The sequence below is a fragment of the Nonomuraea sp. 10N515B genome (assembly GCF_052245915.1).
Classification (GTDB): domain Bacteria; phylum Actinomycetota; class Actinomycetes; order Streptosporangiales; family Streptosporangiaceae; genus Nonomuraea.
Map to the genome: position 1 here is coordinate 84,236 of NZ_JBQQBQ010000013.1, position 21,037 is coordinate 105,272.

Genomic DNA, 21,037 nt, shown 5'->3' on the forward strand with positions numbered 1-21,037 from the left:
AGATAGTCGGCGAGGCGGAGCATGGGGCCCGTTGGCGGGGCCTCAGCCCTGGTCGGCGTCGGACCGATCGGAGGACGACGCGCGGGGCGAGGATTTGTACGGCCTAGTGGGACCTGCTTGCCGTGGACAGGGCGGGCGAGGTCCGCGTAAGCGGCTTCTGCCCAGTCGTTGGCGAGGCGATCCCAATCGTCGTCGGTGAGATAATCGGCGGCAGCGTCGGTGAGAAACGCTTGGGGGAGGTGGAGGCCCATCCCGAGACGGCGGGCATCCATCGCGGCTTCCAGCAAAGCCCGGACGGTCGGGGCGCCGTGCTCGTAGCGGCGCAGCAGTTCGGGGGCGCCAGCGAGGTCTTGGGCAACGCGCCCCTGGGTGCCAGCGCGGGCAAGGGCACCCGCCAGCAGGCGGTCACCGTCCTGGGCAAGCCTTGCGGCAGCTCCGAGTGCATCATGGTCGAAGGTGTCGGGGACAGTCACTGTGCGGCCGGCGAGCAACTCCCGGGCGCGGCTGTGCGGGTCGGGACTGCCGGGTCTGGGGATGGTGGTGTATTGATCCTCGTACTCGGGCTAGAGGGTTCCCAGGATGAGGACCGTTCCGCGGCTAGGATCGGTGACGAGGGTATGCAGGGCGGCGGCGATGCGCTCGCCTGCTTGGGGGTCGCCAAGGTAGTGCTGGGCTTCGTTGAACCACACCACCGTGTGCGGCGCAACACGTTCGAGGTCGGCGAGCGCTGCTTCGGCCCTTGTCGGGTCGTATGGATGCCACAGAAGCCACCCCTCCGCGGCAAGAGGCTGGACAGCCTCCCAGCACGCTCGGGTCTTGCCCGTGGACGACGAACCGACCAGGACCAACATCCGGCTGCGGCCATCTATGACTTCGCGTACCGCATCGGCTAACACCTGGTCGTGAGCACGGCGGACATAGCCGGACAAAGCTCGTACCGAGCTGGCGGATGCGGCGGCTTCGGATGGATGGACCTCCAGGTCGTGCGGATCCCACTGCCCAATCGGCCGACCGGGGCCCTCGCCGCCTCCGGGCACTACACCGTTCCGGTGGACAGCAGCCCTACGCCGAAGATCTAGTAGCTCCTCTTCTGGTAGGCCGAGCACTCGGGCCAGCGCCGCGACGGTTTCAGCAGACGGGACGGCCCCGTCTGCCCGGAACGCTTCCTGGACGGTCGTACGGCCCAGCCCGGACCTGGTAGCGAGCTGGGTCTTGGTCAGCCCTTTGTGAGCCAGCCCATCGCTGAGCTTGTCACGCAGCTTGGCCAGCGGATTCTCCCGCCCATCGTGTTCCTCGCCTGGCATCAGGCCCCCAGTCGGATGTGTTCACCGACGTTCATCATCGTCCGGCCGAACCACGGCGAACATTACTTCGGCGAACTTCGGTCACGTCAGCATCCCACCGTGTGCAGGAGATCATCATGGCTCGTGTAATCATCGTCCTTCTGACCGTTGCCGTGGTCGTCGTGTTCGCGCTCCTGGTTGCCGCTGCCGCGGGCACACTGGCCCGCCTTGACGGCGCCACCTACCCGGCCGCTCTGATGCGTGCTGCCGCTACCTTTGCCGCTGCGATCATCCTCGCCACTGCTGTCGCCAGCGTGCTCACTCAGTACCTCAGCTGAACGGGAGCCTATGTTTGTGCTGATCAAAAAATGCCCCGGAAGTGTGCTGGCAGGAACCTGCTAGGCGAGTGCGCGCTACTCCGGCTATTTAGGCATGTTGAGCTGGGCGAACATCCTCCGGACTGTGATGGCAGCGAAAATCATCCTCCGGACATCCCCAGCCCGAAAGGGAGAGCACCCACGTCATCCGGTGGCAAGCCGACCCGGAGCGCAGGGCCGCCAGGCCCGAGGCATCCCCGGCGGCCCGACCGGCGGGGCGTGACTTGCCCCACCGTCATTAGCACCGGAAGCCGCGTGGCAGAGATCGCCCCGATCACGCCATGACCACACATACCAACAGCAGTGACAGGCCATAGAGCCCGATGGCGAAGTGCAGGGCCACCCACAGCCGATGAAGGCGGAAGCGATGCATACGGGGGAAGGCACGGTAGTGATCAGCGCGTGCTTTTACCAACCTCTCATCAGTGCCCAGTACTCCACGCTCCGCGAGGTCTTTGGTCAAAGCACGCGCCTGAGACAGGTGATAGGAAGCCCTCTCGTAGTACTTCGAGACAGCGACAGCGCCATACAGGCCAGCTATCGAGATAAAGACACACAAGGGCAGGACGTACAGCGAGAAGCGCTGCTGAACGATCAGAGCGCTCAAGGCGGCCGTGATGATAATCAGAAGGTTGCTAAGTGTCGAGCGCTGAGTCTCACACTGGCGTAACTGCTCCCGATGCTCCTTCCAGTAGGCGCGTATCGCTTCATCCGAGATCTCGGCCATCAACTCCGCCCCACCTGCATCCGGATACCATGTGCTGTACGAACCGCCCTGGTTCGCAAGTGAACCTCGACCAGTGGAGACACCATATCGTGAGAGTCTTCATCAGCAGCGTACGGAAGGGTTTGGAAGAAGAGCGCGACTCCCTCCCCGGCTTGATCACCGCGCTGGGCCATACACCAGTGCGCTTCGAAGACTTCTCAGCCCAGGCCACCCCGAGCAGAGAGGCATGCCTGGCCGCTCTGGAGTCCGCAGATGTCTGTCTGCTCCTTTTGGGTCCCAACTATGGTCACGTGTTCCCGGAAACGGGACAGTCGGCCACACATGACGAATGGGTGCACGCGCAACGTCTGGGGAAGCCACGGCTGGTCTACCGCAAGAACGGGGTGAGATTCGAGCCCGACCAGCACGCGTTCACGCGCATCGTGGAGGCGTACGCGACGGGCGTGTTTCGGGATTCCTTCTCCAACAGCGTGGAACTTCAGACCAAGGTCGTCCAAGGCTTGCGCGAGCTGGATTCAAAACCATCTCCCCTAGAATTCAGAAGGTTGGCCCAGAAGCCTCCCCTCATCTGGATCGCAAATGACGACAGAGTACATTCATCCGGAAGCAGCCAAGACTCTCTACTTGAACTACACGTCCTATCAGTAGATCACCCTGGGTATTCGGCCCGCGAAATGGATCGACTCGTTGATTCATTGGTCAGCCGGGTTCGCGGGACCGAATACATCGAGAGTGGCCAGGCACTCAACCTTTTCAAATCCCAGCATCACGCGGCCGTCAGTATCGAGAACGATCGGCGTCGCGCATGGAACAAACCCCAGAGCGGGGAGATCAGGGAAGTTCGGCTGTATAAGACAGGGCAGGTCTCCACCCGAGCAACCCTCCCCAGGGACCAGATGGGCTCAATTCTGGATCCCGAGGTGCTACCGAAGCAGTTCGCTGAGATGCTGCGATTGACAGGAGCGTTGGGCATCCTCCAACAGGGACATGTCGTTGTGGCAGCCGGCGTGCCGTCGGACGGACTTATCAGCGTCGATACCTTTGATCCGCATCGCTCGCGGTCCCGTGCCCAGCCGTTGGGCTTTGGCCGTTCGGTTGGCATTTACCGCACTGAACCGGACGAGTCCGTCAGTCTGGCAGCTTTGGAGACTGGAGCCAACGAAGTTGGCAGGGACCTTTCCCGAGCACTGTTTGATCGGCTACCGACGTAATTATTTGTAGTCCCCTGGTCCAGCAGACCGCTCCGCATGGAGAAGCTCGTTCTCCGGCCTCCTCAAGTACGAGGCCACTCACGGCAGGCTCGCCACCCCCAATCGTGGCACTGCGTTAGCACGCTCCGTGCACCAAAAATCTGCTTGCCCGGTGGCAAGCGGACCCGTACCGCAGGGCCGCCAGGTCCGAGACATCTGGCCGACCCGACCGGATCCGGGGAACATGCCCGCGACCGTAATTAGGAATGGAAGGCCCCGCGGCAGCATGACCTTCCGCTTTTCAGGCGGAGCAATCACGCTGCCTAGCTGACCGAGACCGTGGTCAGGCGGGTGTGTACGGTCGCGCGGATGTGTCGGCGTGTGGGGATGTAGCTGTCAGTTCTGCTGTCACCTCAGCCACAGTCACCCGGTGCCGGGGCCCGACGAAGGAGGGCTCCGGCGTCGATCGCCCCAGCCATGGTTGGCGGGCGCCGAAGTCTGCGATCGTCACGGCCTGACCACAGCGATGCGAATCAACGGCAGTGCCGTGGCAAAGGGCTTGTGCGCTGGTCAGACGTGTGACGGTGTGCGGAGTGACGAACTGCTGTAAGGGCTCGTTGCTGTACTCGTCTGCTGTCCGGCAGAGGCGAAAATGTCATGTCCGCTAGCAAGCGGACCATACCGCAGGGCCGCCGAGGCCCGAGTAATGGGAGCCATGCGGCAGCAAAGAGATCCTCCTTAGGAGGCGGTGATAACGCCCATGACATTCGCCGTGAGTTACAGAAACGCCTCACCTTCTGATCGCCTTTGATCGCTCACAGCCCTGATCATGCTCTCCATGGCTCCCAAAATCCCCTTTTTCAACGCTATCGGACACGACGCGGGCACGCCCACATGGGGTCGAGATCAGATCCGCTACCCAACAGGAATTCCCATGGCTACGCGCCCGTCCTCGGGCGTTCAAACGAACGCATATGGGGATCAAAGACTTCGTCTCCATACAACCAAAGACGTGCCATGCGAAATGGCGCTACGCGGGGTGAATGCAGCGGTTCAGTGACAGGCGCATCTCCGGTGATGGGTGGAGTGCAGAGGAAGGAGGGCGGGATGCCAAGATGGTAGGAGGTGGAGGAGTCGGTAGAAGATTGCGAACACGTATGCTTCGGATATGCATTGTGGGCATAGGCCCGCGCGGCCTGGGAGTGTTGGAGCGCATCCTAGCCGCCGTCACCACACACTGCTCACAGACTATGTCGATCGAAATCCATTTGGTGGATCCTCGTTGCACTGGCGCTGGAGTGCACGATGTGACGCAACCCGACTATCTCCTACTTAACATCATCTGCGGCGAAGTCTCACAGTTCCCTGACCCAGCGTCTGTTTCCTTTTCTCCTCCAACGCATGGGCCAAGTTTGTACGAGTGGGCAATCCAGCGAGACTTGAGATTTGACAACGTCTACTCGTTCGGCCTCCAAGGGCGACAAATAGAATCTGGAGATTTCCTTCCCAGACGTATTCTTGGAGAATATCTAAGTTGGTGTCTCAACTACCTTGTCTCACAGTCGCCGGCACACGTCAGGATCATCCGCCATGAATCTTCAGCAAAAACTCTTGCGCTTGGCAAAGGCAGGCCTGAAGTCGTGTTGCACAGCGGTGAACATATCGAGACTGATTACATATTCATCACAATTGGCCATGGACGCTCCGGGCGTAACCTCTCTCCACCAGAAACTGCCAGGGGCCTTGTGGCCAGGCCATACCCACTGCCTGATCAAATCGAAAAGATACGACCTAACGAGAGCGTCGCCATCGAGGGACTTGGACTGACTGCTGTCGATGCAATTCTTTCGCTTACAGTAGGACGAGGTGGAAGATTCGCTCAAAACACAGATGGGAGCAGACATTACATCCCCAGCGGCCGCGAGCCACGAATAGTCTGTTACTCACGGTCCGGACGGCCATATCGATCACGCCCTGTGGCCCCAGCTCCCTATCAGCCAATCTACTTTACAGCCGAAAAGATTGATGAGCAAAGAAGTGTGCTTGGGCAATTTGATTTTGAGGAAGACATACTTCCGTTGCTGTTTACCGAGATGCGCATGGCTTTTCGCCTCACCGAAGCACGCATACACTTGGGCGAAGTGGCGGCGCAATCGCTGCGAGAGCGGTTGGTCAACGTCTCATGCAGCGGGGATATATACACCGAACTTTTGCGTTTGGATAAAGATAACGGTCCGTTTGATCCTAGTGCTGCATATTATGGTTGGCTCAGTAGTGCGCTGCGACCTCAAGAGGGCCATATGTTCCACTCTGCGCGTGAGTATGAGACTGCCTACGCGAAGTTCATCGCAGACGATCTTGCACATGCGAAGCTAGGGGTCAGTGGAAGTGCGCTAAAGGCTGCGCTCGAGATCTGCCGGGAGCTACGTGATGTTATTCGTCATGCCGTCAACTTTGGTGGGCTAACAATTGGGTCGCAGGAATCGTTTTATCGGCATCACGCTAAACACATGGATCGAGCTGTTGTCGGACCACAAAAGGAACGCAACGCAGATATTCTTGCGTTGATGCGCACTTCGCAGGTGCTTCGACTTCCACTTGGGCCGAACCCGAGTGTCAACTACATCACAAGATCTCGCTCTTGGGAGCTTAAGTCTCAGCAGCTCCGCCAGAGTGTTGTCGAATCAGTGGACTGGTTGTATTTGGCGCACATCGATGGCAGCGTCTCGGACGCGGGTGCGGAGTTCGTAAATTCGCTCTATCGTCGAGGAATATTTCGTCCATATCGGACCGATAGCTACATAATTGATGCTCCCGACGTCACCGAACGATACAACCCCATCGGCGCAGGCGGCCGCGAGTGTCGGTACATATATCTCCTCGGCCCACTTCTGGAGGGCGTAACTTACTATAACAGATACGTCCCGTCGCCGAGCAAATATTCGCGCGCAATGGACGAGGCCGATAGGTGCGTTGCCGATTTGTTTGGCCAGGTTCTTATTTAGAACTTTGCTGGTTGGAGGGAGTACGTGAGTAACTGATCACTTTCAACGGGGTCTTTGTGAGACTTTTTAGACGAACAGGCTTTTTTGCAGTGGCAACTGCAGCAGCCGCCACCGTAATTCTCCTAAGGGTTCTCCGTAGAGCACGGCAAGCATCAAGCGATAGCACATCAAGTGGTCCGATACAGCCTCCAGTCGGTGGCGTCGCCGACGCTATGGACGTGGATCGCGATCCATTGAGGTTGGTGGCCGATGCTCACCTTCGAGAGTTTGACGCTATTCGGCGGGAGATTGAACTTCGCCTCCAGCATCGCGAACGTATGATGACCTATTTCTTCGTACTTACAGGCGCGCTACTAGCATCTCAAGTTATATTTGAGAAATTCGCGTCTATTCAGCAGATCTTTGTGCGTGATCCGATTGTGTTGTTGGCAATCGGATTCGCCTTGCTCTGGTTTCCCGTCGAGACTGTGATGTCGTTCAGTTATATGCGTCACATGGGACGCTATGTGAAGGATATACTTGCCCCGAAATTGACGGCGATAAGCGAGTCTATAGATAGTCAAACTGCGCATGGGCGTCGCTATAAGAATTGGCAGGATGCGGCTATTGCGCCGGATATTCGAGGCCAATTGCGCTGGGAAGCATATCTGAAGATATCTAAGCCATACGCTTACCCGTACTTTGGATTCTCGCTTTTCGCTCTTATTCGACTTCTTATTCTGTTTGGACCCTCGTTGTTTACAATATACCTGTACGCGGCAGTTCGTCTAGCTGGTCCGCGACCAGCTTGGTGGCTTCTCATCGTTGAACTTGGCATAATCCTCGCGATGTCCTTCACTCTAGTCACTGCTATTGTTCGCACGGCAGGGAGCAGGTAAACCGAGTCAGTCTTGAGTAGGAGTAGACCCACCCCATTAGATATTCAGCCACTCGTACGGTCAGCCCGCGCGAGATGATCACCTCAGGATCGGAGAACCTCGCCGGAGGCGCAATCTAACATTCAGGGCCGCGGCGGTGCGTCATGCGCTGTGCCGTACTCCGTGATGAGCTTCGACCCACTTGAACTGTTCGCTGTGGCGGTTCAGCGCGTGGGCGGCGCGGGTCGCGATCGGCCGGAGAGCCGCAGCGCGGCCCGCTGGCCGCACCGCGCGCGCCGGGCCGCCGCAGGCGGGCCGGCCTTGATGACGTGGAGAGAAGTTGCTTTCTGGTCTGGCCGTAGCTGCGCCTGTTGGGGTTTGAACTACTTGCTGTGAGGTTGTGTGGCGGTCCAGATGCGGTTGAAGCTGGTGAGGTAGGTGCTTGCTGGTCCCTGGTCGTCGGTGTGGGTGAGGTGCATGACGGGGGCTTTGGCTGCCGGGGTGCCGTAGGCGTGCGTGTTGACGAGGAGTTGTTCGTCTGCGCGGTAGATGGAGTTGTAGAGCACCGTGTGGTGGAGCCGGATTTCGACTCCTCGGACGTCGAGTAGCGCTCGGTACAACGTGAGCGCGTTCTTGACCCTGGCCGCCATCACCTCAGCCCCGATCCCCTCGTCAGCTCCCCGCGCGGCGACTTCCTGCCCCTCGGGATCGCCCAGGAGGATGCGGACCTTGACGCCGCCCTTGGCTTGCTCGGTGAGGATGTGGAGGGTGGCTTGGTCCTCGGCGAGGAACAGTGCGCTGTAGGCGAGGATGCCGATCTCCTGGCTCGCGCTGTTGAAGAGGTTGCGCCAGACCTGCTGGGGGACAGCCCAGCGGTGTGGGTAGATCGCCTGTACGCCGTCGGCGAGGGCTTGGTGTCGTGGGGCGACTTCCGGCCATAGATCGGCCTCGTCGACCTGGAGGAGGTCAGCGACGGCCCAGCGGTGGCGCGGGTAGGGGATGCGGCCGTTGAGCCATCGGCTGACCGTCTTGGGGTCGACCGCCAGGGCTGCGGCGATGTCAGTGGTGTTGAGTCGGGCCGCGGCCAGTGCGTAGCGGAGGTTGTTGTTCATGTGACCGGCCTGCTCCTCTCGCAAGACGACCTTCCTCTGCGACGTTAACATCAGACGTCCCTAGACGTCCCTAAGTTGCGGTGTTCCCGCCCCCATCCACGGGGCGAACCTCGACGCACACGAGTAAGCCGCACGGACGTCAAGGAGGACGAGGGTGCAGACAAGCCAGACCATCAAGGAACAGCAACGGGCTTACGTGGAGCGGCTGCTGATCGCGTTGGGCAAACAGCTCGCCGAGCGGGGCATCACACCTGTGCTGGTCACCACTCAGGACGGGCGCCCGGCCCTGGACGTGACCGACATCCGCTACAGGACGAGGCGGGTGTTCGTGCACCTGCCGTTCTCCTGGTTCTACTGGGGTGATCAGCACGATGAGCGGGTCTCGTTCCTGGAGATGGCCGGCGCCGTAGACCGAATCGAGCAGGCCGCGTGCCAGGGATGGCCTGAGGGCGAACAGGGTGACCTTCGCATCGAGCTGGATAAGATCCTTGGTGCCTACCGCGACTGACCCTGTGGCCTCGGAGCGATGGCTGACCGGCGGGCGGGTCTATACCCAGATCGCCGATCGGCTCCGAGCGCGAATCCGCTCGGGCGAGTTTCCGTCGGGAACTGCGCTGCCGTCCGAGGCGGAGCTATGCCGGGCCTTCGGGGTGGCGCGCAACACGGTACGGCGCGGGCTAGCCATCCTGGAGGACGAGGGATTGTTGGTCACCGTTCCGTCCAAAGGCCGCGTGGTTGCCGGGGAGAGTACGGCCGTCCCGTACCGCTACGAGGAGATCGCCGCGCGGTTGCGGGAGCAGATCGAACGCGGTGACCTCACCCCTGGTGCCGCGCTGCCCAGTGAGGCCGAGCTACGGCGGCAGTTCGCAGTCTCGCGCAACACGGTGCGGCAGGCGCTGTCCGTGCTGGAACGCGAAGGGCTGGTCGTGGCGGAGCATGGTCGGGGACGTTTCGTCCGGCAATGAACCGCCGTAAGGGAGGACGTCCCAGGACGTCCAACCTCGCCCCCTAGATTCGCCTACGTCCCCGATGTCTATCGTGAGCATCGTGGGACATATCGAATGGGCATACGGCCTGGCCAAGGACCTGCTGGAGACGACGTTGCCCCGGCGCTGGGCGCACACCCAGGGAGTAGCCGCGCAGGCCGAAACCTTGGCCCCGATCCTCGGCCCGGACACCGACACTTTGATCGCCGCCTGTCTGCTGCATGACGTCGGCTACGCCCCCGACCTGGTCGGCACCGGCATGCACCAGCTCGACGGCGCCCGCTACCTGCGCGACGTGGCCGGGGCCGGCGATCAACTGTGCCGCCTGGTGGCCTTCCACTCATGCGCGGACAACGAGGCCCGCCAACGGGACCTGTTCGACGTCTTGGCCAAGGAGTTCGACCAGGAACGACCGGACCTGGCCAGAGCACTGACCTACTGCGACATGACCACCGGCCCCGATGGCCGGCACCTGGACGTACGTGACCGGCTGGCCGAAATTCACGCCCGGTACGGTCCCGAGCATGTGGTGAGCCGGTCGATCGCCGATGCCACGCCGTGCATCGTGTCCTCGGTGCGGGCGGTGGAGGCCGCTCTATCCGATGTACGGCAGGCCGACACCGGCTAGGTAGTGCTCGATTCGCATCCGCATCGACCGATCCATCGGCAGCGACATGATCTCTTCCCGAGGTACCCAGCGGACCTCTCGGGACTCCTCACTCGGAGTCGGCTCGCCGCCGGTGGCACGGGCGGTGAGGACGATGGAGAACTCTTGGCGGGCTTCGCCGTTGGATGTGTAGAGGATCACGTGTCGGGGGTCGCTGTAGGTCCCGACCAGGCTGATGATCTCGCAGGCGATTCCGGTCTCCTCGACCGTCTCCCGGACGGCCGCCGCAGGGATGGACTCGCCCAGGTCGATCGCGCCGCCGGGCACAGCCCAGTTGTCGTTGTCACTGCGGCGAATCATCAAGACGTCCCCAGCCGTGTTGGTGACGATGACATTGACCGACGGGACCAGGCTGTTCGGGGCGGGCGCGTTGGGGTCGTCGTAGAAGTCGATCCGCTTGGCCACGATCAGGACTCCACCAGGACGGCTTGCGCCCACACCTTCTCGAAGCTGTCGGCGTAGGTGGTCACCATCTCCCCGCCGGCCACCCTCCGCAGATGCAGTACGGGCGCGTTCCCGGCGCGGGTGCCGTACACGTGCATGTTGACCAGATAGTCATCGTCGGCCTGGTAGATCGAGTTGTACAGGATCGTCTGATGGAGCCGGAGCTCGAAGTTGTCCAGGCCGAGAAGCGGCCGGTAGAAGACCAGCGCGCTACGGATCTGGGCAGCCATGCTGTCCCCGACGCCCTCGTCCGCTCCCCGCTGGGCAACTTCGGCGCAGTCAGGGTCGCCAAGCAGGATGCGCACCCGCGCTCCCGCCCTCGCCTTCTCGCCAAGCAGGCGCACCATGGCGGCATCGTCGGCGAGAAACAACCCGCTATAGACCAGGACGCCAATCTCCTCGGACGCGGCGGTGAACAGACGTCCCCACGCGTCCCGGGGAACAGCCCAGCGGTGCGGATAGATCGCCAGGACCTCGCTCTCGGAGGCGGCGACCACTTGTTCCCGCGAGAGAGCCTGTGGCCACAGGTACGTCTCGTCCACGCCCAGGTAGGAGGCCGTGGCGAAGCGGTGCTTGCGGTACGGCTCGCGGCCCTTGGTGATCCACCGCTCCACCGTCTTGGGATCGACCTCGATCGCCTCGGCCAGATCCGCGACGCTCACGCCCTTTTGCAACAGGGCCGCGCGCAGCCGTTCGTTCGCCATCTCACCTGCTCCCAAGGACGTCCGGGGACCTGGCCATCGTAGGCCGGACGTCTTGAACATGTCCCGTCGTGTAGTGATCTCGTCCTAGCTCTCCGTCGCATTCTCGGTTGCACAAGCCACAACGGCCCCCGACCGAAGGAGGAGATGCGCAATGACCAACACGATCACATTCCCGGACGAGACGCCCTCGTGTGAGTGCGGCAACGCCCTGGCCGAGGGTCAGGTCCGGTGCTCCAAGTGCCTGGCGAGGGATCGCTGGATGCGCAAGGAGCGGGCCAGGAACCGGCGCAACCGGCGGAGAGTGGAGAGGCGGCGTCCCCCGCGCGGTCCCCGTACCACCGCTGCGGCGGGGGTGAGCTGGGCATGAGCTGGCTTCCGCTGATCATCGCCGCCCTGCTGGGCGCGACGCTGCTCGTCGGCTACGTCCTGGTCCTGATCGGCATCCGCCGCGAGGACAAGGCCCTGAATCTGCACCAGCGCCCGAACGGCACGTCGGCGTCACTGGCGCGGAAGGTCACCGGCTGCTACGCCCGGAACGGCGTGTCGTGGACGTAGCCAACTGCTCCTCGACCTTCGTAAGGCGCGCCGAAAGGTCCTGTACGGCAGAACGCAGCTCGGCCACCTCGCCCGCCAGGTCGCCGGCGGCTGGGGCGTCGTCGAAGTCCCGGACGAAGACGCCCTTGCCCTGCTGGCCGATCACGAGCCCTTCGTTCCGGAGGATGCCGACGGCCATCTTCACCACCGAGAGCGAGGCGTCGTACTGCTCGGCGAGTTGCGCGGTGGACGGCAACGGGGTTCCGGGCCCGAGAGAGCCGCCGCGGATCTGCGCGCGGAGATCGTCGGCGATCTGGAGGTAGCCGGGGCGCCCGGTCTTCTTGACCATCGCTGTCCATCACACCACGAAACAGCAACCAAGCCAACCGAGAGGACGTTGACAACTGAGCCAACTAGGTTAACTATGTTGGCTAGGACGAATAAGGAGGTCAGCTGCTATGCGCACCATCCCGATCCCTGTGGACACTCGCAAACTCACCATCACCTGCGTCAAGGCCCCGCGCCCGCGCCTGCTCAACAAGGACACCGGCGAGATCAAAACCGACAAGAACGGCAACACCGTCTACGAGGTCACCGTCTCCGTGGAGGACGAGTCAGGCCGGATCGAACTGGTCCGCATCGGCATCGCCGGAGAGCCGTCCATCACGCCCGGCGACCAGATCAACGCCGTCGATCTCGTCGGCTACGTGTGGGAGATGTCCGGCCGGTGGGGCATCTCCTACCGCGCCTCGGCCCTGCTCCCCGCCAGGGAGACCGCCGATGCGTGACCTGCTCATCCAGCTCACAGCCCTCGCCGCCATCGCGGTAGGGCTGTGGGCCTGGCGCCGCTGGCACTACCCCTCGTTCTGGCCGATCCTCGGCTTCCCGCTCACCGCCCTGTCCGTACGAGCGTCATGGAGAAGGGTCGCCCTCGGCTGCGGGCTGACCAAGAAGCGGCAACGCTGGTGGTTCACCACCGTGCCCGGCCTCGTCGCCTCAACCGGCATCGTGAAGGTCAAACGCCGCTTCCAGCGGGTCGCCGTGGACACCAAGCCGTTCATCTGGCTACCGCTGCCCACCCGCTACGGCTGGCGCGTCGCCCTCCATACCTTGGAAGGACAGACGCCCGGCGACTACGCCGACGCCGCAGAACGCCTCGCCCACTCTTGGGGCGTCCACGCCGTACGTGTCTCCTCACCCCGACCCGGACGCGTGATATTGGCCGCGACCATGCGTGACCCGCTCGTCAAGGTCGATCAGCTCCCGCCCTCGCTCGAGTTGCTTACGGTCACCGTGGGACGGCTGGAGACCGGCAAGCCCTGGATCATCGACTTCCGTACCGTTCCGCACTGGATGAACGCCGGGGCGACCCAGTCGGGCAAGTCCAACCTCGCCAATGCCCTCATCGTCGGCCTGGCACCACAGCCGGTGGCGCTGGTCGGCTTCGACCTCAAGGGCGGCGTGGAGTTCACCCCGTACGCGCCCCGGCTCTCGGCCCTAGCCACCTCCCGCGCCGAATCGCTCACACTGCTGGATGACCTGGTCGCCCTGATGATCGACCGGATGGGGCTGTGCCGTCAGGCCGGTGCCCGCAACATCTGGCAACTTCCACCCGCCATCCGGCCTACTCCGATCGTGGTCCTGGTCGATGAGCTGGCCGAGCTGTACCTGATGGCCGACAAGAGCGAGAAAGACGAGATCGCCCGCACCTCAACCGCCCTGCTACGCGTGGCCCAGCTCGGCAGAGCCTTCGGCATCTACCTGTTCTGCTGCGGCCAACGCATCGGCTCCGACCTCGGACCCGGCGTCACCGCCCTCCGCGCCCAATGCTCCGGACGCATCTGCCACCGCGTCAACGATCCCGAGACCGCCACCATGACCCTCGGCGACCTCGATCCCGCCGCCCTCGTCTCCGCACGTGAGATCCCCGCCGAAACACCAGGCGTCGCCATCGTCGCCAGCCAGGACGGCCAGTGGTACCGCGCCCGATCCTTCTACGTCACTGAGGCCACCGCCGAACACGCCGCCAAGACCCACGCCCACCTCACCCCGTCCTGGGACGGGATCACCGCCCACCTTCCCCAACCCGTCAACGCCTGAACCACGAAGGGAGGAACGATGCGACGCTTCGCCTGCTGGCTGCTCGACACGGGCCCGGTCCTCATTCTGGCCGCCATCGCGGGTGCCGGATCGTTCACCCACATCCGCGACACGGCCACCGACCACGGCCAAACCGGCTGGATGTCCTGGGCGGTGGCCGTGTGCATCGACCTGACCTGCGTCATGGCCGCCCGCGAACGCCAACGCGACAAGAAGACCGGCAGGGAGCGCCGCGGCCCGATCTCCTGGCCCGTCCTCGTCCTGACTGGCGGCATCGTCCTGTCTCTGGCCGCCAACCTGCAACAAGCCGACCCCACCATATGGGGCTGGATCACCGCCGCCACCCCGGCCGGCGCGTTCCTCATCGCCGTCTCCATGCTCGAACGCCGCGCAACGGCCACCCGTCCCGAACCGTCCCCGGTCCCGGAAGCGGCCTCGGTGTCCGTCCCGGTCCCGTCTTGTTCCCCGGCCCTCGTCCCAGCCAACCAGGACGCGCAGGACGACCAAGACGAACGCCAGGATGGCCCCGCCCCGGCCCTGATCGACTACGCCCGCCGCGTCGCTGACGAACACCACGCCAAGCACGGCAAGCCCATCACCCGCGACGCCCTACGCGCCCGCCTGGGCGTGTCCAACCAACTCGCCTCCGACCTACTCCGCACCATGCGAACTGCCTGACCAGAAAGGGGAACGTTGCAATGACCGACAATCGCCGCACCGCACTCATCAACGGCCTGCTTGACCTCGCCGCCTTCCTGGAGACCCACCCCGAGGTGCCTGTCACCTCCAGCGTCACCGTCCGCCACTTCCCCAACCACGACGACGACGCCGATATGCGCGCCGAGATCGACCAGATCGCCGCCCGTGCTGGCTCCCACATCGACTACGAGGACTCCCCGTACGGCCACTACGCCACCTCGGTCTTCTTCGGCCCGGTGGAGTACCGCGCGGTCGCCATTCTGGCCGACGCCCGCGCCCGCCACGACGCCGAAAGCAGCTACCGCGGCTGCATCCAGCCCGACCTCACCACCTGACACGAGGAGAAGCCATCATGAGAATCCGCCTCGACGGCACCCGCGCCGAAATCATCGACGCCTTGTTCCGCCTACGTCTGAACTTCACCGTCTCCGGCGTCTCCCGCGCCTATCCCGACCGGGGTAAGCCTCACCGCTGGCGCTTGTACGTCACCACGCACCCACGGGACAGACGGTGAACACCCCAGACGAGCAACTCCCGACCGTCCACTACCGCTGCTGTACCTGCAACGGGACCGGCATCGACAACGACCGCAACCGATGCCGCGACTGCGACGGCACCGGCATCGACAACCACGGCGCCTAACGCGCAGCGCCCCCGGCCTGGCCGCACATCCGCCAAGACACACGCCAGGTCGGGGGCCATCCCCTCACCCGAACGAGTGAAAGGAGGTCTCCATCTTGCCCGCATGCACCACGAATCCGCACGCCCTTACGGGCATGATCGCCCGACTCAACGCCCCAGACTACGACCGCTGGGCCGCCCAAATCCGCTCCACCGGCGGCTGTCGCCAACCGATCCACCTACGCGGCAAGGTCGACCACTACGACCGCGCCACCGGCCAACTCCTGCGCCGCTACACCACCCGCCACGAACCCGACGGCGTCCTGCGCCTCCCGTGCAAGACCCGCCGCGCCTCCCGCTGCCCAGCCTGCGCCGAGATCTACCGCGCCGACACCTACCAGCTCATCCGCGCGGGCCTCATCGGCGGCAAAGGTGTCCCCGACACGGTGACCGCCCACCCGACCCTGTTCGTCACCCTCACCGCCCCGTCCTTCGGCGCCGTCCACTCCCGCCGAGAAAAGGACGGCAAGGTCCAGCCCTGCCACGCCCGCCGCGACACCGCCACCTGCCCGCACGGACGCGCCATGTCCTGCACGACCAAGCACAGCCCCGCCGACCCTCGCCTCGGCGAACCCCTGTGCCCCGACTGCTACGACTACACCGGCAGCGTCCTGTTCAACGCCCTGGCGCCACTGCTTTGGAAACGCTTCGCCGACTCCCTCCGCCGCCGCCTGGCCAAACTCGGCGGCCTGACCCTCAAAGACCTCCGCGAACACCTCACCGTCTCCTTCGCCAAGGTCGCCGAATACCAACGCCGCGGAGTCGTCCACTTCCACGCCGTCATCCGCCTCGACGGCCCCGGCGGCCCCGGCGCACCACCACCGACCTGGGCCACGGAGGACATCCTGACCCAAGCCGTACAGCACGCCGTCCACGCCGTCAGCGCCCTCGTCCCCGCCATCGAGGACAAGCCCGCCCGCCTGTTCAAGTGGGGCCAACAGCTCGACATCCGCCCTATCACTCTGGGCGGCGACCTCACCGAACAGGCTGTCGCCGGATACGTGGCCAAGTACGCCACAAAGGCGGCCGAATGCGTGGGCACCCTCGATCGTCGCATCAACCCTCTCGACAACCTCGACGCCTACAACCTGCGCGACCACGCCCGCCGCCTCATCGCCGAATGCCTCCGCCTTGGCACCATCGCCGACCTGGCCGACCTACGCCTCACCCACTGGGCTCACATGCTCGGCTTCCGTGGCCACTTCTCCACCCGATCCCGCCACTACTCCACCACCCTCGGCGAACTCCGCGCCGCCCGCGAACGCCACGCCCGCGAACACGAGATCACCACAGGCCGCCTACCCCTCTTCGACGAGGACACCGTCCTGGTGATCAGCGAATGGACCTACGCAGGCAAGGGCTACAGCGCCGGAGACCGCCTCCTAGCCGCCGCGCTCACCAGCACTCCGCTGGGAGGACCGCATGAGCGCTGAACTCCTCACCGTGCCCGAGGCGATGGCGGTCCTCAAGGTCAGCCGCTGGACCCTTTACAACCTCATCCGCTCCGGCGAGCTCAGCTCCGTCATCGTCGGCGTCCGCTGCCGCCGCATTCCCCAAACCGCCCTGAGCGACTACGTCACCCGACTATGTGAGGAGGCCGCCTGATGCCCGCCAAGACCGCACTCGCCACCCCGGAGGAGCCCAAGCGCCCCCGCAAGAACCGCCGTACCCGTGCCAACAACGAGGGCTCGATCTTCCCGTACAAGAACGGCTGGGCGGGCTACGTCTGGGTCACCACACCGGAGGGCAAGAAGACCCGCAAATGGGCCTACGGCAAGACCCGGGAGGAGACCCACGAGAAGTGGCTCAAGCTCCACGAGCAAGCCCGCGTGGGACCCGTGGCAACCAAGCACGAGACGGTGGCTGCCTTCCTCAAGCGCTGGCTGAACGAGGTTGTGGAGCCCAACCGCGAACCGACGACCTACGTGGCATATGAGCCTCTGGTCCGGCTGTACATCATCCCCGGAATCGGCAAGAAGCGGCTCGACAAGCTCACCGTTCGCGACGTCCAAACCTGGCTCAACACGCTTCCGACGCTCTGCACCTGCTGCGACCAGAAGAAGGATCACAAGCGCCCCGAGAACAAACGCCGGTGCTGCTCCATCGGCCAATGCTGCAAGAGCTACCCGGCCCGATACACGATCATCGGCATCCGCCGCACCCTTCGGGCCGCACTCGCCCACGCGATCAAGGAAGAACTGATCAGCAAGAATGTCGCTACCCTCACCACGCTGCCCAGCGCCAGCAAGACCAAGAAGCGGCGTCAGCACGTGGTGTGGAGCGTCGACGAAGCCCGCCGCTTCCTCGAACACCTTCGCTCGGTCGACGACTCCCTGTACGCGGCCTACGTCCTTATACTCGCCCTCGGCCTGCGCCGCGGCGAGGCGCTCGGCCTGACGTGGACCTGCGTAGACCTCGATGCCAAGGAACTATCGGTGGCCAACCAACTGACCCGCATCCGCGGCGAGCTCCTCCACCGCAACACGACCAAGACCGACGACTCAACGGCCTCCCTGCCCCTGCTTGGGCTGTGCGTCACCGCTCTCCAACACCGCCAACACAAGCAAGAGCAGGCGCGCAAAGATGCTGGGGAAGACTGGAAGGCGTCGGATCTCGTCTTCACCACCAAGTACGGAACCCCCATCGAACCCCGCAACTTCAACCGCGCCTTCGAGGCGCACTGCCGAAAGGCCGGCGTCCCCCGCATCCGCGTTCACGACACCCGCCACACCTGCGCCTCGCTCCTGGCCGCCCTCGACGTCCACCCGCGAACCGCGATGCGTATCCTCCGCCACTCACAGATCTCGGTGACCATGAACGTCTACACCCAGATCCCCAACCCGGAGACCCGCAAGGCCCTCGACAAGCTCAACCAGAGCCTCGATCGAACCAACGACTGATGCGGTTGCTGTACACCGCTGCTGTACAAGATCGAAAAGGCCCCTTCCGGAGTCCGGGAGGGGCCTTCTACCTGGGAGCCGACGAGGGGAATCGAACCCCTGACCTTCTGTTTACAAGGCGTTTCCGGGCATATCCCCCCACCTGCCCGGAAACGTATCACAGCAGGTCAACGGGCAATTCTCAGCTAATCTCAGCGCGACTGAGCGCATCCTGGGACAGCCGCCGTCTCCCAGACCGTATCCCAGCCCGGCGAAGACGGGCCCACTCGAACTCCCGCTTGCGAGCGCCGTCCAAGAACGCCGCCCACTCCGCCCGCGTGTAGTGGATCATCGGGCCGTTCGGATCCTTACTGCTGCGCACCAGCACGCCATTGCGCACCGCCGCGACCTCCACGCAGTTGTCGCCCTCGGCCGTGCTGCGCACACTCTTTACCCATACGAGCATCGCTCGCCTACCCCTCCCCCAACGCGGCTGCCAATTTCGCCAAACGAGCCTGTGACTCCTCCAGCGACAGCGACACCGCCTTGAGCTGATCATAAATTGCGACATATGCCGCCACCCGCTCCGGCTCATCCCTGAACATTGACTCCGCGGCCGTCTCCAGAAAGAGCAGGCTCGGATCCTCAGCGAAATCCAGCAGTGTGAACGCCTCCCCCATCGCCGGATGGGCACCCACCTCATCGGGCAGGATGCGAACGGCGATGTTCGGCATCGCCGACAGATCCAGCAGATGCCGCAGTTGCTCGGCCATCACCTCCTGGCCGCCCACCCGCTTGCGGATCGCGGCCTCGTCGATGACCGCGCACAGCGCAACCCGGTCAAGGATGACCTGTCGCCGCATCCGCGCCGCCACGCGTTGCTCGATCTGGTCCTGCCTGCCTCCCTCGAACAAGGCGCGCGCGTAAGAAGCCGTCTGCATCAGCCCCGGAATGACGGAAACCTCACGCGTCCGGATCGCAGTCGCCTCCACCTCGAACTGGACCAGTTCACTACGCAGCACGTCCCGGTACTCGTACCACCATCCCCGCGCCCGTGACTGTCGTGCCAGCTCCAGCAGCTCGTCGCGGCGCCGGGCGTCATCGACGCCATACAGGTCCAGGAGGTCCTTCACATCGCGCGGGTTCGGACGCCGCCACTGATCGCGCTCAATAGTCGTGATCTTTGACGGCGTCCAGCCCAGCCGCTGGGCTACCTCGGCGCCATCGAGGCCAGCCTCTTCCCGGAGGCGGCTCAATGCCCGAGAGAGGCGCCGCCGCCTAACTGTCGGGCTGTATGTCGTCACCGTGAGGACTCCATCACGACTGGTAAAGAAGCGCTTACGTGCAGGTTAGGCGATCCTAATGGGCACATGACGCCGTATTAGCCGGAACTTCGAATGTCGGAAATCTACGAATCGACGCTCCGAATGTCGGAAACCTACGAATCGACGGACTCCCCCCTCTCCTCGCGAGGGACAACGTATGTGCCCTTGCCTGAGATGGGGCGGACCAGGCCATCGCGGGCGAGCTTGGCGAGAACCTTACGTACCGTGCCTCTCGCCACGCCGAACTCCTGCTCCAACTGGGTGATCGACGGCACCGGGTTGCGCGGTTTGTAGACCTCGGCCTCGATCCTTGTGCGGAGTTCGTCATAGACCTGCTCCCACACTGTTTGGTCCGGCGCCGGCTCCCACCTCGTCATGTGGCAGACCGTAAGAGGGCATAGCAGTGCCCGGCCTGTCGAGGCAGGGCATGGCAGGGCGTAGCAGGGCATGACACGGTGGCTCGCACAGCCGCTAGGCATCCTCCTGAAGCGATCGATCCACTACGAACGTGCCCTTCTGGGGCAAGGTCTTCAGCACGCCTTCCTCGCGGAGCTCCAGCATCGCGCGCCGGATAGTGCCGACCGACACCCCCAGCTCGTCGGCCAGGCGCCGCTCCCCCGGAAGCGGCATCCCAGGCCGGTATTCGCCGCCCTCGACGCGGCGTTTAATCTCGTCCGCGACCTGCTCCCAGGCGTACGCGTCCGGCCGTAGTTCCATGGTCAAAACGCTACTGACCTGCGAAGCTGCACTATTCAGCGGGTTGCAGTGCACTGCACTATGTTGCAGGGATAGCAGTATGTAGCAGGCTGGTGCAGACTGGTGGGAGACATAAGGCGGCCCCGGACGCGGTGATCTCACCCACCGGCCGGGGCCTTGATCGGAACTGAGGTCCGACCCATGAGCAATCGTATGATCCGGCGCACATCATGAGCACCCCGTCGAGGCTGTTCATCCCCGAGTGCACCGTCGTCTTCACCGACGAGGGGCCAGCGTACCTCATCACCCATTGGAGCGGCCGGAAGGCGCTTGCGCACACCGAGCGGCAGGCGCATCTCGCCGGGCTCGCGCTCCGCCTTGGCCGTGTCATTTCGGCCGAGCCCGTGCCGGACGACGCTCCGCCCCTGCGGCCCATCGGACCACCGCAGGACCGACCAGGCGCCCCTGCCGCTCCCCCGGTGTGATCGCCATGCCCGTCTGGGAACCGCATGTACCCCGCAGCCCGCGGTCGCGGGTAACGGAGCAGTCGTGCTGCGCCGCGTACGAGTGGTGCTCCGAGGGCGGCCAATACGTCATCCTGCGCCCAGCTGGTGACGGCTACGAAGAGACCGGCCGCGGGATCTACGCCCGCGCGCGACAGGTCTGGAACGAGCTCCTCGAGCAGCACGCCGAGAGCCACAAGCGGCGAACCAAGTAACTCCCATACGAATCAAGGACCACCCGCCCGGCGGCAACCAGGCGGGGGCCCTT

At 63.8% G+C, this 21,037-nt stretch carries 30 protein-coding genes and 2 pseudogenes; 22 read left to right on the forward strand and 10 right to left on the reverse strand.

Annotated features, from left to right (window positions below):
- The first annotated feature begins 122 nt into the window (after positions 1–122).
- Positions 123–893 (forward strand): hypothetical protein, encoded by a 771-nt coding sequence (locus ACTWQA_RS21380; RefSeq protein WP_443161125.1) that lies wholly within the window; start codon positions 123–125, stop codon positions 891–893.
- 189 nt (positions 894–1,082) lie between these two features.
- Here the strand turns inward: ACTWQA_RS21380 and ACTWQA_RS21385 are convergent.
- Positions 1,083–1,304 (reverse strand): annotated as a pseudogene (locus ACTWQA_RS21385) (helix-turn-helix domain-containing protein); the annotation flags it as partial.
- A gap of 101 nt (positions 1,305–1,405) precedes the next feature.
- Here ACTWQA_RS21385 and ACTWQA_RS21390 point away from each other — a divergent pair.
- Positions 1,406–1,621, forward strand: a complete 216-nt coding sequence (locus tag ACTWQA_RS21390) for a hypothetical protein (protein ID WP_443160914.1) — start codon at positions 1,406–1,408, stop codon at positions 1,619–1,621.
- Positions 1,622–1,934: 313 nt separating this feature from the next.
- On the opposite strand, the gene ACTWQA_RS21395 is transcribed toward ACTWQA_RS21390, so the two are convergent.
- Positions 1,935–2,387, reverse strand: a complete 453-nt coding sequence (locus ACTWQA_RS21395; RefSeq protein WP_443160915.1) for a hypothetical protein — start codon at positions 2,385–2,387, stop codon at positions 1,935–1,937.
- Between the two features lie 89 nt (positions 2,388–2,476).
- Here ACTWQA_RS21395 and ACTWQA_RS21400 point away from each other — a divergent pair, with 89 nt between their 5' ends.
- From ACTWQA_RS21400 to ACTWQA_RS21415, 4 genes and pseudogenes are all read left to right on the forward strand, one after another.
- A complete protein-coding gene (locus ACTWQA_RS21400) occupies positions 2,477–3,598 on the forward strand; it encodes a DUF4062 domain-containing protein (RefSeq protein WP_443160916.1) in 1,122 nt (373 codons plus the stop codon).
- A 1,136-nt stretch (positions 3,599–4,734) separates the two neighbouring features.
- A pseudogene (locus ACTWQA_RS21405) lies at positions 4,735–5,262 on the forward strand (FAD/NAD(P)-binding protein); the annotation flags it as partial.
- A 291-nt stretch (positions 5,263–5,553) separates the two neighbouring features.
- The gene (locus tag ACTWQA_RS21410) at positions 5,554–6,582 is read left to right on the forward strand and encodes a hypothetical protein (RefSeq protein WP_443161126.1); all 1,029 of its coding nucleotides are present in this window, start codon (positions 5,554–5,556) and stop codon (positions 6,580–6,582) included.
- A gap of 218 nt (positions 6,583–6,800) precedes the next feature.
- Entirely contained in the window at positions 6,801–7,460 is a 660-nt protein-coding gene (locus tag ACTWQA_RS21415) for a hypothetical protein (RefSeq protein ID WP_443160917.1), read from the forward strand.
- A gap of 362 nt (positions 7,461–7,822) precedes the next feature.
- On the opposite strand, the gene ACTWQA_RS21420 is transcribed toward ACTWQA_RS21415, so the two are convergent.
- Entirely contained in the window at positions 7,823–8,551 is a 729-nt protein-coding gene (locus tag ACTWQA_RS21420) for an XRE family transcriptional regulator (protein ID WP_443160918.1), read from the reverse strand.
- Positions 8,552–8,705: 154 nt separating this feature from the next.
- Here ACTWQA_RS21420 and ACTWQA_RS21425 point away from each other — a divergent pair, with 154 nt between their 5' ends.
- The 3 genes from ACTWQA_RS21425 (at position 8,706) to ACTWQA_RS21435 (ending at position 10,165) form a co-directional block, all read left to right on the forward strand.
- Positions 8,706–9,059 (forward strand): hypothetical protein, encoded by a 354-nt coding sequence (locus tag ACTWQA_RS21425; RefSeq protein ID WP_443160919.1) that lies wholly within the window; start codon positions 8,706–8,708, stop codon positions 9,057–9,059.
- A 4-nt stretch (positions 9,060–9,063) separates the two neighbouring features.
- A complete protein-coding gene (locus ACTWQA_RS21430; RefSeq protein ID WP_443160920.1) occupies positions 9,064–9,516 on the forward strand; it encodes a GntR family transcriptional regulator in 453 nt (150 codons plus the stop codon).
- Positions 9,517–9,598: 82 nt separating this feature from the next.
- Positions 9,599–10,165, forward strand: coding sequence for an HD domain-containing protein (locus ACTWQA_RS21435; protein WP_443160921.1), 567 nt, complete (start codon positions 9,599–9,601; stop codon positions 10,163–10,165).
- Here the strand turns inward: ACTWQA_RS21435 and ACTWQA_RS21440 are convergent.
- Together ACTWQA_RS21440 and ACTWQA_RS21445 are read right to left on the reverse strand one after the other, a co-directional pair.
- Positions 10,133–10,609 (reverse strand): NUDIX hydrolase, encoded by a 477-nt coding sequence (locus tag ACTWQA_RS21440; protein WP_443160922.1) that lies wholly within the window; start codon positions 10,607–10,609, stop codon positions 10,133–10,135. The two genes, ACTWQA_RS21435 and ACTWQA_RS21440, sit on opposite strands and share 33 nt — an antisense overlap.
- Positions 10,610–10,611: 2 nt before the next feature.
- A complete protein-coding gene (locus ACTWQA_RS21445; protein WP_443160923.1) occupies positions 10,612–11,352 on the reverse strand; it encodes a helix-turn-helix domain-containing protein in 741 nt (246 codons plus the stop codon).
- Between the two features lie 151 nt (positions 11,353–11,503).
- On the opposite strand from ACTWQA_RS21445, the gene ACTWQA_RS21450 reads away from it, so the two are divergent.
- Both ACTWQA_RS21450 and ACTWQA_RS21455 read left to right on the forward strand, forming a co-directional pair.
- Positions 11,504–11,719 (forward strand): hypothetical protein, encoded by a 216-nt coding sequence (locus tag ACTWQA_RS21450; protein WP_443160924.1) that lies wholly within the window; start codon positions 11,504–11,506, stop codon positions 11,717–11,719.
- Positions 11,716–11,907: a hypothetical protein gene (locus tag ACTWQA_RS21455; protein ID WP_443160925.1), complete on the forward strand. Its 192-nt coding sequence runs from the start codon at positions 11,716–11,718 to the stop codon at positions 11,905–11,907. The genes ACTWQA_RS21450 and ACTWQA_RS21455 overlap by 4 nt, the downstream gene beginning before the upstream one ends.
- On the opposite strand, the gene ACTWQA_RS21460 is transcribed toward ACTWQA_RS21455, so the two are convergent.
- Positions 11,867–12,235: a GntR family transcriptional regulator gene (locus tag ACTWQA_RS21460; RefSeq protein WP_443160926.1), complete on the reverse strand. Its 369-nt coding sequence runs from the start codon at positions 12,233–12,235 to the stop codon at positions 11,867–11,869. The genes ACTWQA_RS21455 and ACTWQA_RS21460 overlap by 41 nt on opposite strands.
- A gap of 109 nt (positions 12,236–12,344) precedes the next feature.
- On the opposite strand from ACTWQA_RS21460, the gene ACTWQA_RS21465 reads away from it, so the two are divergent.
- The 9 genes from ACTWQA_RS21465 (at position 12,345) to ACTWQA_RS21505 (ending at position 18,266) form a co-directional block, all read left to right on the forward strand.
- The gene (locus ACTWQA_RS21465) at positions 12,345–12,674 is read left to right on the forward strand and encodes an SCO3933 family regulatory protein (RefSeq protein ID WP_443160927.1); all 330 of its coding nucleotides are present in this window, start codon (positions 12,345–12,347) and stop codon (positions 12,672–12,674) included.
- Positions 12,667–13,986 (forward strand): FtsK/SpoIIIE domain-containing protein, encoded by a 1,320-nt coding sequence (locus ACTWQA_RS21470; protein ID WP_443160928.1) that lies wholly within the window; start codon positions 12,667–12,669, stop codon positions 13,984–13,986. Before ACTWQA_RS21465 ends, ACTWQA_RS21470 begins: the two co-directional genes overlap by 8 nt.
- A gap of 18 nt (positions 13,987–14,004) precedes the next feature.
- Positions 14,005–14,664, forward strand: a complete 660-nt coding sequence (locus ACTWQA_RS21475; RefSeq protein ID WP_443160929.1) for a DUF2637 domain-containing protein — start codon at positions 14,005–14,007, stop codon at positions 14,662–14,664.
- A 20-nt stretch (positions 14,665–14,684) separates the two neighbouring features.
- The gene (locus tag ACTWQA_RS21480) at positions 14,685–15,020 is read left to right on the forward strand and encodes a hypothetical protein (protein WP_443160930.1); all 336 of its coding nucleotides are present in this window, start codon (positions 14,685–14,687) and stop codon (positions 15,018–15,020) included.
- A gap of 17 nt (positions 15,021–15,037) precedes the next feature.
- Positions 15,038–15,199, forward strand: coding sequence for a hypothetical protein (locus tag ACTWQA_RS21485; protein ID WP_443160931.1), 162 nt, complete (start codon positions 15,038–15,040; stop codon positions 15,197–15,199).
- Positions 15,196–15,327 (forward strand): hypothetical protein, encoded by a 132-nt coding sequence (locus ACTWQA_RS21490; RefSeq protein ID WP_443160932.1) that lies wholly within the window; start codon positions 15,196–15,198, stop codon positions 15,325–15,327. Before ACTWQA_RS21485 ends, ACTWQA_RS21490 begins: the two co-directional genes overlap by 4 nt.
- A 134-nt stretch (positions 15,328–15,461) precedes the next feature.
- Positions 15,462–16,799 (forward strand): replication initiator, encoded by a 1,338-nt coding sequence (locus ACTWQA_RS21495; protein WP_443160933.1) that lies wholly within the window; start codon positions 15,462–15,464, stop codon positions 16,797–16,799.
- Positions 16,789–16,971, forward strand: a complete 183-nt coding sequence (locus ACTWQA_RS21500; protein WP_443160934.1) for a helix-turn-helix domain-containing protein — start codon at positions 16,789–16,791, stop codon at positions 16,969–16,971. The genes ACTWQA_RS21495 and ACTWQA_RS21500 overlap by 11 nt, the downstream gene beginning before the upstream one ends.
- Positions 16,971–18,266 carry a site-specific integrase gene (locus ACTWQA_RS21505; RefSeq protein ID WP_443160935.1) on the forward strand — a complete coding sequence of 432 codons (1,296 nt, stop codon included), beginning with the start codon at positions 16,971–16,973 and terminating at the stop codon, positions 18,264–18,266. Before ACTWQA_RS21500 ends, ACTWQA_RS21505 begins: the two co-directional genes overlap by 1 nt.
- Before the next feature lie 181 nt (positions 18,267–18,447).
- Here the strand turns inward: ACTWQA_RS21505 and ACTWQA_RS21510 are convergent, their stop codons facing one another.
- The 4 genes from ACTWQA_RS21510 to ACTWQA_RS21525 all read right to left on the reverse strand — a co-directional run bounded on the left by ACTWQA_RS21510 (position 18,448) and on the right by ACTWQA_RS21525 (position 20,287).
- Entirely contained in the window at positions 18,448–18,816 is a 369-nt protein-coding gene (locus ACTWQA_RS21510; RefSeq protein WP_443160936.1) for a DUF397 domain-containing protein, read from the reverse strand.
- Positions 18,719–19,549 (reverse strand): helix-turn-helix domain-containing protein, encoded by an 831-nt coding sequence (locus tag ACTWQA_RS21515; protein WP_443160937.1) that lies wholly within the window; start codon positions 19,547–19,549, stop codon positions 18,719–18,721. The genes ACTWQA_RS21510 and ACTWQA_RS21515 overlap by 98 nt, the downstream gene beginning before the upstream one ends.
- 134 nt (positions 19,550–19,683) lie before the next feature.
- Positions 19,684–19,947 (reverse strand): GntR family transcriptional regulator, encoded by a 264-nt coding sequence (locus tag ACTWQA_RS21520; protein ID WP_443160938.1) that lies wholly within the window; start codon positions 19,945–19,947, stop codon positions 19,684–19,686.
- A 94-nt stretch (positions 19,948–20,041) separates the two neighbouring features.
- The gene (locus ACTWQA_RS21525; protein ID WP_443160939.1) at positions 20,042–20,287 is read right to left on the reverse strand and encodes a winged helix-turn-helix domain-containing protein; all 246 of its coding nucleotides are present in this window, start codon (positions 20,285–20,287) and stop codon (positions 20,042–20,044) included.
- Between the two features lie 209 nt (positions 20,288–20,496).
- On the opposite strand from ACTWQA_RS21525, the gene ACTWQA_RS21530 reads away from it, so the two are divergent.
- Positions 20,497–20,751 carry a hypothetical protein gene (locus ACTWQA_RS21530; protein ID WP_443160940.1) on the forward strand — a complete coding sequence of 85 codons (255 nt, stop codon included), beginning with the start codon at positions 20,497–20,499 and terminating at the stop codon, positions 20,749–20,751.
- Between the two features lie 5 nt (positions 20,752–20,756).
- Positions 20,757–20,984, forward strand: a complete 228-nt coding sequence (locus tag ACTWQA_RS21535) for a hypothetical protein (RefSeq protein WP_443160941.1) — start codon at positions 20,757–20,759, stop codon at positions 20,982–20,984.
- Positions 20,985–21,037: the final 53 nt, after the last annotated feature.